This is a genomic window from Butyribacter sp. (genome assembly GCF_056818865.1).
The window spans coordinates 1-15,127 of sequence record NZ_DBLYGC010000005.1; the positions used below are offsets into that span (position 1 = coordinate 1).

A 15,127-nucleotide genomic window follows, 5' to 3' on the forward strand; every position below is an offset into this window, starting at 1 on the left:
CAAATAGCATAAAGAAATATATAGGGCAGGGACTGCCCAAATTAACGCCTGTGGAGATAGTAGGTTACGAGGTCGATGAAGCAGGAAGCCCATTGGCTTAAAACAATGGGTAGTTCACAAAGAACTGCTTGCAACAGTATAGTTGGTTAAAGGCAGATGTTTTACACAACTGATATAGATTCAGTTTATTTTGCTTGACGTTGCAAATTATCTGATTTATAATTTTGGTAAAAAGTAACTTGTGAGTTACTAACTCACGAGTATAATTGTTGGAGGTGAGAGGATGAGTCAATTCTATTGTCGTGAGGATGAGCTTCGGAAGCTGAACAAGCGATATGCGGATGATAAGTTTGAGTGCATTGTTATCTACGGCAGACGACGTGTTGGAAAAACAGCTTTGATCAATGAGTTCTGTAAAGATAAACCTACCATTTTCTTCTCTGCTTTGAATACGACAGGAAAGGAAAATCTGGAGGCTCTCTCGAAGTCGATTATGAGCTTTGAGCGGCCGGATATGGAGTCTGCACCGGAGTTCAGATCCTATGATGCAGCTTTGGATGAATTGACAGCACTTTCAAAGGAAAAACGGCTCATCTTTGTTATTGATGAGTATCCGTATCTTGCGAAAGCAAAGCCGGCTATTTCTGCGATGCTGCAGCATATCATCGACCACAAATGGACAGAGTCCAAGATGTACCTGATTCTTTGTGGTTCGTCTATGAGCTTTATGGAAAGTCAGGTGCTTGGTAAAGAAAGTCCGCTGTATGGCAGACGAACCGGTCAGTTTAAGATTGAGCCGTTGGACTATAAGGAAACAGCTGTGTTCCATCCGAATCTATCTGCAGAGGACAACTCTCTGATTTATGGAATTACAGGAGGTGTTCCTCACTATATCAACAAGTTGGATGTGAGGGATAGTGTGAATGAAGCTCTGTTGGACAATTTCTTTGACCGTTCCAGCTATCTGTATGAGGAACCGGGAAATTTGCTGAAACAGGAGCTTCGAGAGCCAGCCATTTATAATGCAATTATCAAAGCGATTGCAGAAGGTGCTTCCCGAATGAACGATATCAAGATGAAAGTCGGCGAGGAGAACTCAGTCGTATCGAAATATCTAAAAACGCTGATTGACCTTGGCATTGCTAAGAAAGAAATACCGATTACAGAAAAACCGGGCAAGAAAACTATCTATCTGCTGGCTGATAACTTCTTTCGATTTTGGTATCGGTTTGTTCCGGTCAATATGAGTGCCATTGATTCTGGTAGAATTGCAAAGACCTACCCACATGCGGTAAAACAGTATCTTACGGATTACATGGGTCTGATTTTTGAGAAGATGTGTAAGGATTATCTGCTCTATTATTCGGATAGTATTCCTATTGAGCTGAGTGAAATCGGCCAGTGGTGGGGGACAGACCCGAAGAAGAGAAAGCAGATACAGATTGATATCGTCGGAACACCTGTTGCGGGTAGTGACTATATCATCGGTTCGTGCAAGTACAGAAATGAGAAAATTGGCGTAGATGAACTGGATTTGATTCGAGATTACGCATCTGTTTTCGGAAAAGGCAATAACTATCATTACTATATCTTCTCAAAAGGCGGATTTACAGATGGACTTTTTCAGGCACAAGAGCGCAGTGAGGTTCAGCTGATAACGCTGGAAGACCTTTACAAGTAAAAATTAAATATTTCAGCCGGTAAAAAGGCATAAACCTATTACGTTTGGGATAATGAAATAGGTTTATGCCATGTCAAGTATATCACAAAAATACTTCTTTTTCTTTAAAATAACTATAGTCAGTGTTAATATATTTGTAATTATAGCTTAAAATCGATGTTTGGAGGGGTGTGTATGGCGAAAGTAGTGGGGATTGGAAAACAAAGATTTGACAAAATAGTTGAAAATAATTGTTTTTATATAGATAAAACTATGTTTATAAAAGAGTGGTGGGAAAATCAGGATGATGTAACTCTTATAACAAGACCAAGACGTTTTGGAAAAACATTAAATATGGATATGGTCAAATGTTTTTTTTCAATTGATTATAAAAATAGAGGGGACTTGTTTGAAAAGTTTGATATATGGAAAGAAGAAAAATACCGTGAATTGCAGGGAACATATCCGGTGATATTTTTGAGTTTTGCAGATATAAAACAGAACAATTATAATGATGCTGTTGAAAAAATGAAAAGAATAATATGCGATATATGCCAGCAATTTGAATTTTTAAAAGATTGGGACGGGTTAACAGAAAATGAAAGAGAAAATATAAGAAATATAAGTTATGATATGAGTGATGTTATGGCACAGGATTTATTGAAAAATATGTCTAACTATCTTAGTCGTTATTATAAAAAAAATGTGATAATTCTTTTGGATGAATATGATACACCGATGCAGGAAGCGTATATAAACGGATATTGGGAAAAAATAGTAACATTTACCAGAGGTTTTTTTAATTCTACTTTTAAGACAAATCCATATCTTGAAAGAGCCATAATGACTGGTATAACTAGGGTCTCAAAAGAGAGTATATTTTCTGATTTAAATAATCTTGACATAGTTACTACGATGTCGCAAAAGTATGAGACAAGTTTTGGATTTACGGAAAAAGAGGTTTTTTCAGTACTTGATGAGTATGGCTTATCTGATAGAAAAACCGAAGTGAAAGAATGGTATGATGGCTTTACATTTGGAAATAAACCAGACATTTATAATCCTTGGTCGATAGTAAGTTATTTGGATAAGAGAGAAATTGGTTCATATTGGGTTGACTCAAGTTCAAATGGACTTATAAGTAAGTTAATAAAAACAGGCTCGGCAGGAATCAAAAAAACAATGGAGATACTCCTTGAAGGTGGCGTGATAGAGAAGAGAATAGATGAGCAGATTGTTTATAACCAGCTTGATAAGAAAGAAAATGCAATATGGAGTTTATTGCTTGCAAGTGGATATTTGTGTGTAGTAATGCTTAGATTTGAGGGAGAACTTAGAAAAAAAATTTATACATTAAAAATTACTAACAAAGAAGTTCAAATGATGTTCGAATCAATGATTGAAGAATGGTTTGACAATGGGAACGATTCCAATGAAAATTTCATAGAGGCAATGCTTGCAGGAGATTTGTATGCAATGAACAGCTATATGAATGATATTGCACTTGATACATTCAGCAGTTTTGATGTTGCTGGACGAGAAGAGTCAAGAATACGACCGGAAAATTTTTACCATGGTTTTGTACTTGGACTTATGGTAGATAAAAGAGATGATTATATAATTAAGTCAAATAAGGAAAGTGGTTTTGGAAGATATGATGTAATGATGGTACCCAAAAATATTGAAAATAGTAAGTTGCCTGCTTTGATACTTGAATTTAAGGTTATAAATTCTTCAATTGAAAAATCTTTAGAAGAGACAGTGCAGGCTGCACTGAAACAAATAAAAGAAAAGAAATATGATACGGAACTGTTAAAGGCAGGGGTGAAAAAGGAACGTATCAGACATTATGGATTTGCTTTTGAGGGAAAAAGAGTTTTGATTGGGGGAGAATGATAAAAGTATTTAATATTGATATTACAAGGGAGATGCGTGTATGTCAAAAGTAATAAGCATAGGTAATCAGAGTTTTGAATCAATTCGTACAGAGGATCGTTTTTATATAGATAAAACATTATTTATAAAAGAATGGTGGGAGATGGCTGACAGTGTGACACTTATTACGCGTCCGCGCCGTTTTGGAAAAACATTGAATATGGATATGATTCGGTGTTTTTTTTCTAATGAATATAGGAACAGAGGAAGTTTATTTGAAGGTCTTGATATTTGGAAAGAAGAGAAATATCGTAAATTGCAGGGGACATATCCAGTGATTTTTCTGAGTTTTGCCGAGATAAAACAAAACAATTATAATGATGCTGTAGAAAAAATCAAAAGAATAATATGTGATACATGTCAGCAATTTGATTTTTTAAAGGAGTGGGATGGCTTAACAGAAATTGAAAAGAAAAATATAAATAATATCAGTTACGATATGAGTGATGTTATGACACAGGATTTATTGAAAAATATGTCTAACTATCTTAGCCGTTATTACAAAAAAAATGTGATAATTCTTTTGGATGAATATGATACACCGATGCAGGAGGCGTATATAAACGGCTACTGGGAAGAACTTGCAAATTTTACAAGGAGCCTTTTTAATGCGACATTTAAAACGAATCCATATCTTGAAAGAGCAATTATGACAGGTATAACCAGGGTTTCAAAGGAGAGTATATTTTCTGATTTAAATAATCTTGTTGTAGTTACAACAACGTCAAATAGATATGAAACGTCATTTGGATTCAAAGAGGAAGAGGTATTTACAGCACTTGATGAGCATGGATTTTCTGATAAAAAAGAAGAAGTTAAGAGATGGTATGATGGTTTTTCATTTGGAAATAAAAAAGATATTTATAATCCATGGTCGATAATTAATTTCTTAAAAACGGGAGAGTTCGCCACTTATTGGGCAGATTCAAGTTCAAATGGACTTATAAACAGTCTTGTACAAAAAGGGAGTTCATATATAAAGATTATGATGGAAACTCTTTTGCAGGGTGGGAAAATAGAAACAACGATAGATGAACAGGTAGCTTTTTCAGAACTTGATTATTCGGAAGATGCTGTATGGAGTCTTATGCTTGCTAGTGGTTATCTTAAAGTTATATCAGCCGAACCGCTTTTGGGAAATAGAAGGAAAGCACGCCGGTATAACCTTGCACTTACAAATCTTGAAATACAATTTATGTTTGAAAATATGATACTCAGGTGGTTTAGTCCTGCAAAGATGGAAACAAATGAGTTTGTAAAAGCACTTATAAATGGTGACGTAGAAGCAATGAATAATTATATTAATGATGTGGCATTAAAAACATTTAGTTCGTTTGATACAGGAAAGCATATGTCAGAGAAAAAAGCACCAGAAAATTTTTTCCATGGTTTTGTATTAGGGCTTATGGTAGATCAGACAGAACATTATATTATTAATTCAAACCGAGAGAGTGGTTATGGGAGATATGATATAATGCTTGAACCTGTGGACAAAAATAATGTAGAATATCCTGCGATTATAATTGAATTTAAGGTAATAAATAAACATAAGGAAGATTCACTTGAGGAGACAGTGCAGGCTGCACTAAAACAGATTGAAGAAAAAAAATATGATATTGAACTTATTAAAAGAGGTGTAAAAAAGGAAAATATCAGACACTATGGATTTGCCTTTAGAGGCAGGGAAGTTTTGATTGGTTAATGATTTTAGCGTATAAGTTAAAATGTATAGTATATTTTAAAAGCATCAGTCTAAGATGATTGGTGCTTTTTGTCCGAAAGGCGATATATTTAAAGAAAAATTTGATGGGAGGAAAGGTAAGTTGCTATATGATTCGTTATACAATTATATTTTAAATGATATACATGATGTATTGATTTATTTAAATAATGGAATTAAAGCGGGGGTTGTTTATGCAATTTTATTTGGTATTATAAGTTGTTTTATATATCATAAACAGGTGACGAAAAAACAATCTGAGACTTTTTGGTCAAAGTATATATTCACATGGCGTTTTGTTGGAAGTACATTGTTTATCATTTATTTTTTTGTGTTATGTAATATAGTTTATTTTTCGAGAGAACCAGGTTCAAGAATTGGCGTGGATATGCGGCTTTTTTCTACGTGGGGAACAACGAATCAGGAACATGCGTATGTTATAGAGAATGTGATTTTATTTATTCCGTTTGGAATTTTATTTCCGTCATGTCTGCCTAAAAAAGTATCGGCATTGACAATATTTGCAGGTGCGATATGCAGTGTATGTATTGAATGTATACAGTATAGGACGGGATGCGGGTATTGTCAGCTTGACGATGTAGTAACAAATATATTGGGAACTGTAATCGGATATATTGTTTTTATGGTTTGTCATCGCAGATTATATAAAAACGAGAATTTTATATGAATAAGATATTGATAACTAATTGAAGTTAGCATATACTAAGAATATGAGTTAGTATGTGCTAACTTTTTTGCTGTTTTGTATTGACTTTTTTGGGGAAATGTGATACATATATTCATATGAACAAGTATTCACATGAGATAAAAAGAAAAAATGATTTAAGATGTAAAAACATCGGGAGGAGTGACGCTATGTTTCTTGAAATTAAAGATATTAGAAAACATTACGGAGAGGGAGAAAGCAGAGTTGAGGTTTTAAAGGGAATTAACATTGAAATTGAAAAGGGGGAGATATGTGTTTTACTTGGGCCTTCGGGTTCCGGCAAATCTACGCTTCTTAATATTATTGGCGGTATAGACGAGGCAGATGCCGGGTACATAGCCATAAATGGTGACAAAATTGAGGATATGAATGAAAAGCAGCTTACAAGCTACAGAAGAAAGCATCTTGGTTATGTTTTTCAGATGTATAATCTTATACCAAATCTCAATATAAAGGAGAATGTTGAAACGGGTGCGTATCTGAGTGACAATCCGATGGATACAGACGAAATACTTAAAGGTCTTGGACTTTATGAGCACAGACATAAGCTTCCGAATCAGCTTTCCGGAGGACAGCAGCAGAGAACTTCGATAGGAAGAGCGATTATAAAAAATCCTGACCTTCTTTTGTGCGATGAGCCGACAGGTGCGCTTGATTATAATACTTCAAAGGAAATTCTTAAATTGATAGAAAGTATCAATGAAAAATACGGAAATACAATAATTATTGTTACTCACAATGATGCTATAAAAAATATGGCTGACAGAGTTATTACGCTGAGAGATGGAGAGATAAGAAAAAATTATAAAAATGAAAATAAAATTTCAGCGAAAGAACTTGAATGGTAGGAGGTGAGAAAATGAAAAATCCACTTACAAAAAGACTTCCTAGAGAATTAAAGGGAGATATTGGGAAGTATATTGTTATCTTTTTATTTATGACTATGCTTATAAGTCTTGTATCAGGATTTCTTGTAGCCGATAACAGTGTATATGACGCGTATAAAAAGGGATTTGACAAGTATAATGTGGAATATATAAATTTTGTTACGGCTGACAAGTTGTCTGATGAAACGATAGATAAACTTGAAAAAGAAAATAAGGTTAAGATATATGACCAGAGATATTACGAATTAAATGAATCAAAAAAGAATGCGACTATAAGAATATATGGTGAAAGAAAAAATGTAAATAAGTTATGTGTAATGTCAGGAAAGCTTGCAAAACAGGATGATGAGATTGCGATTGACAGAGTATTTGCAAAAAATAACAACTATAAAGTTGGAGACAATATAACAATTGATAAAAAAATATATAAAATAACAGGTTTCATTGCAATGCCTGATTACAGCTGTGTGTTTGAAGATAATGCCGATATGATGTTTGACTCGGTGAATTTTGGTGTTGCTTCAATGACTGACAGCGGTCTTAGCAAACTTAAAAAGAGTAAATTAAGTTATTGTTATGCAGTGAAGTATGATAAAGAGCCTGAAAGTGACAAAAAGCAAAAGGATATGTCAGATGATTTTCTTGAAAATCTGAGCAAGCAGGCTGTTGTTACATCTTATTTACCACGTTATTCCAATAAAGCGATTAACTTTACCGGTGATGATATGGGTGGCGATAAAGCAATGTTTATCTTGTTTGATTATATTGTTATAGCGATACTTGCATTTGTTTTTGCAATAACAACGTCCAATACAATAGTCAAAGAAGCGGGAGTGATAGGTACTTTAAGAGCATCGGGATACACAAGGGGCGAGATAGTAAGACATTATATGATAAATCCGATACTCGTGACATTTATATCGGCTGTTATCGGAAATATTATCGGGTATACGGTTATGGTGAAATTTATGGCGTCAATGTATTATAACAGTTACAGTCTGCCGACTTACAATACATTATGGAATGCAGAAGCATTTGTGGATACGACGGTTATTCCGATTATACTTATGTTTATCATAAATTATGCGGTTTTGTCATCTAAATTAAAGATTTCACCGCTCCAGTTTTTGCGCAGGGAACTTTCAAAGAAAACAAGAAAGAAAGCTATAAGGTTAAATACAAAAATACCGTTTATGCACAGATTCAGATTGAGAGTGGTATTTCAAAATGTTTCAAATTATATAACATTATTTGTTGGCATACTGTTTGCCGCAATGATTGTTATATTCAGTCTTATGTTTGGACCGCTTATTGATGATTATTCAGAACTGGTGGGAAAGAGTACGATAGCAGATTACCAGTATATTTTGAAAGCACCGGTTGAAACAAAAGAATCCGGAGCTGAAAAATATTGTGTGGAGAGTCTTAAAACTCTTCCGGGAAAATATATGGAAGATGAGATAACAATATATGGAATATCAGATGACAGTACATATATTGATGCTAATATCCCTGATGGCAAAGTTTATGTATCAAATGGATATATGGACAAATTTGGAGTAAAGAACGGTGATAAAATCGAATTAAAAGACCCGTACAGCAACAAAACATATAAATTTGAAGTTGCAGGTTCATATACATATGATGCGGTAATATCAGTATTTATGAACAGGGATATGTTTATTAAGACTTTTGACAAGGATGATGATTATTACAGCGGATATTTCAGCAATAAAAAATTAACAGATATAGATGACGATTATATAGCGAGTATTATAACGGTAAAAGATTTGAGAAAAGTATCAACACAGATGAAAGTGTCAATGGGCAGTTTCATGGATATGGTTAAATATTTCGGAGTTATAATGTTTATTCTTCTGATGTACCTTTTGTCAAAGCAGATTATCGAAAAAAACAGCAATTCGATAGCGCTTACGAAAATTCTCGGATATTCGGATATGGAGATAGGTGGACTTTATATTATAACTACATTTGTGGTTGTAGTTATCTCGCTTCTCTTAGCAATCCCAATAGTAAACATTTTCCTGCATGAAATGTTTACATCGTATCTGTATACTCAGATGACGGGATATGTTCCGTATATCATATCAAACAGTTGTTATGTGAAGATGTTTATTATGGGAGTGCTCAGTTATCTTGTGGTTTGCGTTATTCAAATGGCAAAAATAAGGAAAATACCAAAGAGCGATGCACTTAAAAATGTGGAGTAAATTTTAAACATACAGCGTTAAAAATATTTATAATGAATCAATTGTTCCAGTGCATATAGAGACATATTGTGAAGTTTCTTGTTTTAAATTTCATTTGTATATTACCTCTGAAAAAATATGTTTTAAGTACACTTTAATAGTCTGTCATTTAGGAAATATTTGTAAATAGTAAGTATGTAATTTACTTTGGGAAAATTACGTGAAAAAACAGATATTTGTTACTTTCAAAATTAGATTTACTAAATGAGATGAGTAATGTATAATACATTAGGATAATAATATGTAAGAAAATTTAGAAGGGAACAGATAATATTATGAGAAAAAAAGTTTTAGTTGCACAGTCAGGTGGACCTACGGTTGCTATAAATGCTTCTCTTGCCGGAGTTATTGCCGGAGTTGCACAATCAGGAGATTATGAAGTTTTTGGGGCGGCAAACGGCATTAAGGGTGTATTGGATGAGAACTTTATTAATCTTTCAGAGTTTCGGGAAGATGTAAAAAACGGAAAAGAAAGTGTTTCAGAAATCAAAATTTCGCAGCCGGATGGGACTTTTGATACATGGAGTCCGAAATCAATGATTGACAGACTTGCCATTACTCCGTCAATGTATTTGGGCTCATGCCGTTATAAGCTTCCGTCTGTTGAAGAGGGGGCAGAAGTCTACGAAAAGATTTTTTCTATACTGGATAAAAATGACATTGGTATGTTTTTCTATATTGGAGGAAATGATTCAATGGATACTGTCAACAAGCTGTCAACGTATGGAAGGAGTATAGATTCGGATATACGGTTTGCAGGTGTTCCAAAGTCTATTGACAATGACCTTCCTGTTACGGATCATACTCCGGGATACGGCTCAGCGGCTAAATATATTGCTGCGTCTATGGCAGAAATGGCACATGATGTAAAAATTTATGATATACCGTGTGTGACGATTGTTGAACTTATGGGAAGAAATGCGGGCTGGCTTACGGCGGCAGCAGCTCTTGCAAGAAATGAATTTAATGAAATGCCACAGCTTGTATATCTTCCTGAGGTTGATTTTGACAAAGAAAGATTTATGGAAGATGTGAAAAAGGAACTCAAAAAATCTAATTGTGTGATGGTTGCTGTTTCAGAGGGAATACATGACAGAGAAGGAAATTATATAAGTGCGGGAACATCAGATGTGTTTGGACACAATCAATTGGGAGGAGCAGCAAAAGCACTTGAAATTCTGGTGAAAGACAAAATTGGTATTAAATGCAGGAGCGTTGAAATAAATATTATGCAGCGTTGTGCAGCACATGTGGCATCGGCTACAGACATCAGGGAAGCTTTTGAACTTGGTGTTTCAGCGGTAAAGTATGCGGTTGCAGGCAATTCAGGCTTTATTCCTGTTTTAAAGAGGGTATCAGAGAAGCCATATAGATATGATATAGAATATATAGAGCTTGGATGTATCGCAAATATAGAAAAGAAAGTGCCGGTTGAGTGGATAAATAAAGAACAAAATGATGTTACAAAAGAAATCACAGATTATATAAAACCACTTATAAGAGGTGAGATAGAAGTTTCTTATAAAGACGGTATCCCCGATTATTTGTGGCAGCCAGGCAAAATGTCATAAAAGTGCTGATGTATGATAAGCCACAGTTTGACGATACCGTATATGTTTGATACACTTGAGATATGATGAAAAGCAGATGGCAATGAAGCGTTGATTAGAGGGAGTGTGATTTATATGAGGAAAGGTTCTTTTGGTCAATACTTGGTAGTATTCCTTGTGATGATAGGAATTCTTTATGTTATTGGAACGCTAAGTGAAGCAAGTGAACCTAAATGTATCAAGTCAGGCTGTGATAACAAGCAGGCTGCAGGTAGCAGTTATTGTTATCTACATAAGCCCTATACAGGAAGTTCTTCGTATAAGAGTTCTTCAAAGAGTTCCAGCAGTTCCTATTCATCTGGCAAGAGTTCATCAAGCTCTTATAGTGGAACTTCAAGCAATAAAAAAAGCGGAACAACAGGAAGTTCTTCTTCAAGTTACTCATCTGGTAGTTCGACCTATAAGAGTAATTCGTCAGGTAAAAAGAGTAGTTCATATCACTCTTATGATGATGGATATGATTCAATTTACGATGATGGCGATTATGATTATGACAGATACAACAGTGATTCAGATTATGCGGATGGCGTAGATGATGCCATGGACGAACTTGGAGATGACTGGTAGGTATTTTGGAGCTTGGTTGTTGTGGTTTATCGCATGATCGCTGATTATGTTTTGATTAGAAAATTGAGAGGCTGACCGATGACGGTTGGCTTCTTGTTTTAAGTAACAAAATCGAATTATATAGATATTGTTTCGCAAGAAGTTGTGAGACTGTCTTGAATATATATATTGCTTATGCTACACTAGGATAGTAATAATGTGTTATAAATTGACACATGGGACGAAATAATTGACTAGCAGAACAGAGGTGGAGCATGAGAGTAAGCTATAAAAAATTATGGAAATTGCTGATAGACAAAGATATGAGCAAAGCTGATTTGCGAAAAGCTGTAGAGATGTCTCCGAATACGATGACGAAAATGCGTAAAAATGAGGAAGTTGCTATGAGCGTATTGCTAAAGATTGCTACATATCTTGACTGTGACATTAGTGATATGTGTGAATTTGTAAAGGATGATGACAATAACGAGTAAGCAGTTACAGAGACCAGGGAGATGAGTTGTGATGGAAGTAAAAGTTTTCGATAATGTGACGGAGATTGTCAGAGATGATATGGCATCTACGATTACAAAGGGCAGTAAACTATCGGTAGCGGCTGCTTGTTTTTCTATGTATGCCTACAAAGAATTAAAGAAACAATTTGAATCAGTCGAAGAATGTCGTTTTATATTCACATCACCAACATTTGTAAAAGAGAAGGCTGAAAAGCAGAAAAGAGAATTTTATATTCCAAGACTGAGCAGAGAAAATAGCTTATATGGAACAGAATTTGAAATCAAGCTGCGAAATGAAATGACACAGAAGGCTATTGCGAAGGAGTGTGCCGACTGGATCAGAAGAAAAGTGCAGTTTAAATCGAACACAACCGGGGAGAATATGGGTGGATTTGTAACTGTATCCGGTAAAGAGGAACGTGTGGCATATATGCCTATCAATGGTTTTACAACAGTAGATATTGGCTGTGAGAGAGGTAATAACAGCTACAATATGGTAAATCGTTTTGATGCACCTTTTTCAGAATCCTATATCCAACTCTTTGAAACACTTTGGAATGACAAAGATAAATTACAGGATGTAACAGATGTAGTGATAGAGAATATCACAACAGCATATAACGAGAACTCACCGGAGTTTATATATTTTATGACACTGTATCATGTATTCAGCGAATTTCTGGATGATATATCAGAAGATGAGCTGCCCAATGAAGCCACAGGCTTCAAACAGAGCAAAATCTGGAATATGTTATATGATTTTCAAAAAGATGCTGTACTTGCAATTATCAATAAGCTGGAGCGTTATAATGGCTGTATTTTAGCGGACAGTGTTGGACTAGGTAAGACTTTCACAGCGCTTGCTGTTGTAAAATATTATGAAAATAGAAACAAAAGTGTTCTCGTTTTATGTCCAAAGAAGCTGGCTGAGAACTGGAATACTTATAAGGACAACTATGTAAACAACCCGATTGCAGCGGACAGATTAAATTACGATGTATTATTCCATACAGATCTTTCAAGAGCACATGGATTTTCTAATGGACTTGATTTGGACAGGCTGAATTGGGGAAATTATGATTTAGTGGTAATTGATGAATCCCACAATTTTCGCAATGGTGCCGGAACCCACGCAAACACACAGGAAAACCGTTATGTGAAATTGATGGATAAAATAATCCGTGCAGGTGTAAAAACGAAGGTGTTAATGTTATCCGCAACACCTGTTAATAACAGATTTGTTGATTTGAAAAATCAGCTTGCGATAGCTTATGAAGGAGATTCGGAGAAAATCAACAAGAAACTTGACACCAACAAAACGATTGATGAAATATTTAAGCAGGCACAGAAAGCATTTAATGCGTGGAGCAAGTTAGAACCGGAAGACAGAACTACAGATGCACTTCTTCGTACCTTGGATTTTGATTTTTTCGAGCTCCTTGACAGCGTGACGATTGCCAGATCAAGAAAGCATATCGAGAAATATTATAATACTGCTGAAATAGGTAAATTTCCTGAGAGAAATAAACCTATTTCTTTGCGACCAAAGCTCACTGATCTTGATAGTGCAATCAATTATAATCAGATATATGAGCAGTTGATGTTATTGTCTTTGTGCATATATACGCCATCAAACTATATATTCCCTAGTAAGATGCAGAAATATCTTGATCTTACGCATAACAAAGGAGAAAATCTGACACAGACCGGACGTGAGCAAGGTATTAAGCGACTGATGAGCATTAACCTTTTGAAGCGATTAGAGAGTTCTGTCAATTCATTCCAGCTTACTTTGCAGAGAATAAAGAAGCTGATAGAGAATACATTGACTTCCATTGACCGTTTTGAACAGTATGGAAGCTCGGATATAGATATGTATGAAGCATCTGATTCTGAATGGGATATGGATGATACGAATACGGATTATTTTACTGTTGGTAAAAAGGTAAAAATAGACCTTGCGGATATGGACTATAAAACATGGCGTGGTGAATTGCAGAAAGACGCAGAGACTTTAGAATTGCTTACGCTTATGGTAGCAGATATTACACCGGAGCATGATTACAAGCTGCAGGAATTATTAAAACTAATTTCTGCTAAGATCGAAAATCCTATCAATCCGGGAAATAAAAAGGTTTTGATATTTTCTGCATTTTCTGATACAGCAGAATATTTATATGAACATGTCAGCACCTATATAAAGCAAAAATATGGTCTGGAGACAGCAGTTATTACAGGTACGATTGATGGAAAGACTACTATAAAAGGGTTTCACGCAACCTTAAATAATGTACTGACCTGCTTTTCTCCAATATCCAAAGGCAGAGATGTTCTTATGCCGGGAAAAACGACAGAGATAGATATATTGATTGCAACGGATTGTATTTCGGAAGGTCAGAACCTACAGGATTGTGATTATCTTGTCAATTATGATATACATTGGAATCCTGTTCGTATCATTCAGAGATTTGGTCGAGTAGATCGTATTGGCAGCAAGAATGAGAGCATACAGCTCGTGAATTTCTGGCCTGACATGGATCTCGACGAATACATCAATCTTAAAGGGCGTGTAGAGACTAGAATGAAAATCTCCGTAATGACATCCACAGGAGACGATGATCTTATCAATCCGGAAGAAAAAGGAGATTTGGAATATCGAAAACAGCAACTCAAACGCTTGCAGGAAGAAGTTGTTGATATAGAGGATATGTCGTCTGGCATTTCAATTATGGATTTGGGGCTGAATGAATTTCGGCTTGACTTATTGGAATATGTGAAAACGCATGGGGACATGGACACGAAACCAAAAGGATTACATGCGGTGGTACCTGCAACAGAGGAACTTCCGGAGGGGGTTATTTTTGTATTAAAGAATATCAACAATAGTGTGAATATTGACAACCAGAACCGGATACATCCGTTTTACATGGTGTACATAGGGATAGATGGAGAGATTATCTGTGATTATCTAAATCCTAAGAATATGCTTGATGATATTCGGCTGCTATGCAGAGGTAAAGATGCACCGATAAAGGATTTATGCAGGCAATTTAACGAGGAGACTGATGATGGACGTAATATGAGTGAGATGTCCGAGCTTTTGAGTGAAGCAATCAATTCTATTATTGATTGTAAGGAAGAAAGTGATATAGACAGTCTGTTTTCGGCAGGTGGAACATCTGCCCTTATGTCAGAAATATCAGGACTTAATGATTTTGAACTGATTTGTTTCCTTGTCGTGAAGTAGGAAAGAAGGT

At 35.2% G+C, this 15,127-nt stretch carries 10 protein-coding genes; all 10 read left to right on the forward strand.

Annotated features, from left to right (window positions below; translation table 11 throughout):
- Window positions 1-283 precede the first annotated feature (283 nt).
- The 10 genes from ACZLXV_RS03265 (at window position 284) to ACZLXV_RS03310 (ending at window position 15,117) form a co-directional block, all read left to right on the forward strand.
- On the forward strand, window positions 284-1,681 hold the full coding sequence (locus tag ACZLXV_RS03265) for an ATP-binding protein (protein WP_482382469.1): 1,398 nt from the start codon (window positions 284-286) through the stop codon (window positions 1,679-1,681).
- Between the two features lie 174 nt (window positions 1,682-1,855).
- Window positions 1,856-3,556 carry an AAA family ATPase gene (locus ACZLXV_RS03270; RefSeq protein WP_482382470.1) on the forward strand — a complete coding sequence of 567 codons (1,701 nt, stop codon included), beginning with the start codon at window positions 1,856-1,858 and terminating at the stop codon, window positions 3,554-3,556.
- A 40-nt stretch (window positions 3,557-3,596) separates the two neighbouring features.
- Window positions 3,597-5,297: an AAA family ATPase gene (locus ACZLXV_RS03275; protein ID WP_482382471.1), complete on the forward strand. Its 1,701-nt coding sequence runs from the start codon at window positions 3,597-3,599 to the stop codon at window positions 5,295-5,297.
- A gap of 121 nt (window positions 5,298-5,418) precedes the next feature.
- On the forward strand, window positions 5,419-6,003 hold the full coding sequence (locus tag ACZLXV_RS03280) for a VanZ family protein (RefSeq protein ID WP_482382472.1): 585 nt from the start codon (window positions 5,419-5,421) through the stop codon (window positions 6,001-6,003).
- Between the two features lie 188 nt (window positions 6,004-6,191).
- The gene (locus ACZLXV_RS03285; protein WP_482382473.1) at window positions 6,192-6,890 is read left to right on the forward strand and encodes an ABC transporter ATP-binding protein; all 699 of its coding nucleotides are present in this window, start codon (window positions 6,192-6,194) and stop codon (window positions 6,888-6,890) included.
- An 11-nt stretch (window positions 6,891-6,901) separates the two neighbouring features.
- A complete protein-coding gene (locus ACZLXV_RS03290) occupies window positions 6,902-9,160 on the forward strand; it encodes an ABC transporter permease (RefSeq protein ID WP_482382474.1) in 2,259 nt (752 codons plus the stop codon).
- Window positions 9,161-9,471: 311 nt separating this feature from the next.
- A complete protein-coding gene (locus ACZLXV_RS03295) occupies window positions 9,472-10,770 on the forward strand; it encodes a 6-phosphofructokinase (RefSeq protein WP_482382534.1) in 1,299 nt (432 codons plus the stop codon).
- A gap of 114 nt (window positions 10,771-10,884) precedes the next feature.
- Window positions 10,885-11,376 carry a hypothetical protein gene (locus ACZLXV_RS03300; protein WP_482382475.1) on the forward strand — a complete coding sequence of 164 codons (492 nt, stop codon included), beginning with the start codon at window positions 10,885-10,887 and terminating at the stop codon, window positions 11,374-11,376.
- Between the two features lie 254 nt (window positions 11,377-11,630).
- The gene (locus ACZLXV_RS03305; RefSeq protein WP_482382476.1) at window positions 11,631-11,849 is read left to right on the forward strand and encodes a helix-turn-helix domain-containing protein; all 219 of its coding nucleotides are present in this window, start codon (window positions 11,631-11,633) and stop codon (window positions 11,847-11,849) included.
- A 31-nt stretch (window positions 11,850-11,880) separates the two neighbouring features.
- Window positions 11,881-15,117 (forward strand): helicase-related protein, encoded by a 3,237-nt coding sequence (locus ACZLXV_RS03310; protein WP_482382477.1) that lies wholly within the window; start codon window positions 11,881-11,883, stop codon window positions 15,115-15,117.
- Window positions 15,118-15,127: the final 10 nt, after the last annotated feature.

What these genes read in the sequence shown, in the direction of transcription:
- ACZLXV_RS03265 (WP_482382469.1), top strand. Translation starts at nt 284, where the DNA reads ATGAGTCAATTCTATTGTCGTGAGGATGAGCTTCGGAAGCTGAACAAG.
- ACZLXV_RS03270 (WP_482382470.1), top strand. Translation starts at nt 1,856, where the DNA reads ATGGCGAAAGTAGTGGGGATTGGAAAACAAAGATTTGACAAAATAGTT.
- ACZLXV_RS03275 (WP_482382471.1), top strand. Translation starts at nt 3,597, where the DNA reads ATGTCAAAAGTAATAAGCATAGGTAATCAGAGTTTTGAATCAATTCGT.
- ACZLXV_RS03285 (WP_482382473.1), top strand. Translation starts at nt 6,192, where the DNA reads ATGTTTCTTGAAATTAAAGATATTAGAAAACATTACGGAGAGGGAGAA.
- ACZLXV_RS03290 (WP_482382474.1), top strand. Translation starts at nt 6,902, where the DNA reads ATGAAAAATCCACTTACAAAAAGACTTCCTAGAGAATTAAAGGGAGAT.
- ACZLXV_RS03300 (WP_482382475.1), top strand. Translation starts at nt 10,885, where the DNA reads ATGAGGAAAGGTTCTTTTGGTCAATACTTGGTAGTATTCCTTGTGATG.
- ACZLXV_RS03305 (WP_482382476.1), top strand. Translation starts at nt 11,631, where the DNA reads ATGAGAGTAAGCTATAAAAAATTATGGAAATTGCTGATAGACAAAGAT.
- ACZLXV_RS03310 (WP_482382477.1), top strand. Translation starts at nt 11,881, where the DNA reads ATGGAAGTAAAAGTTTTCGATAATGTGACGGAGATTGTCAGAGATGAT.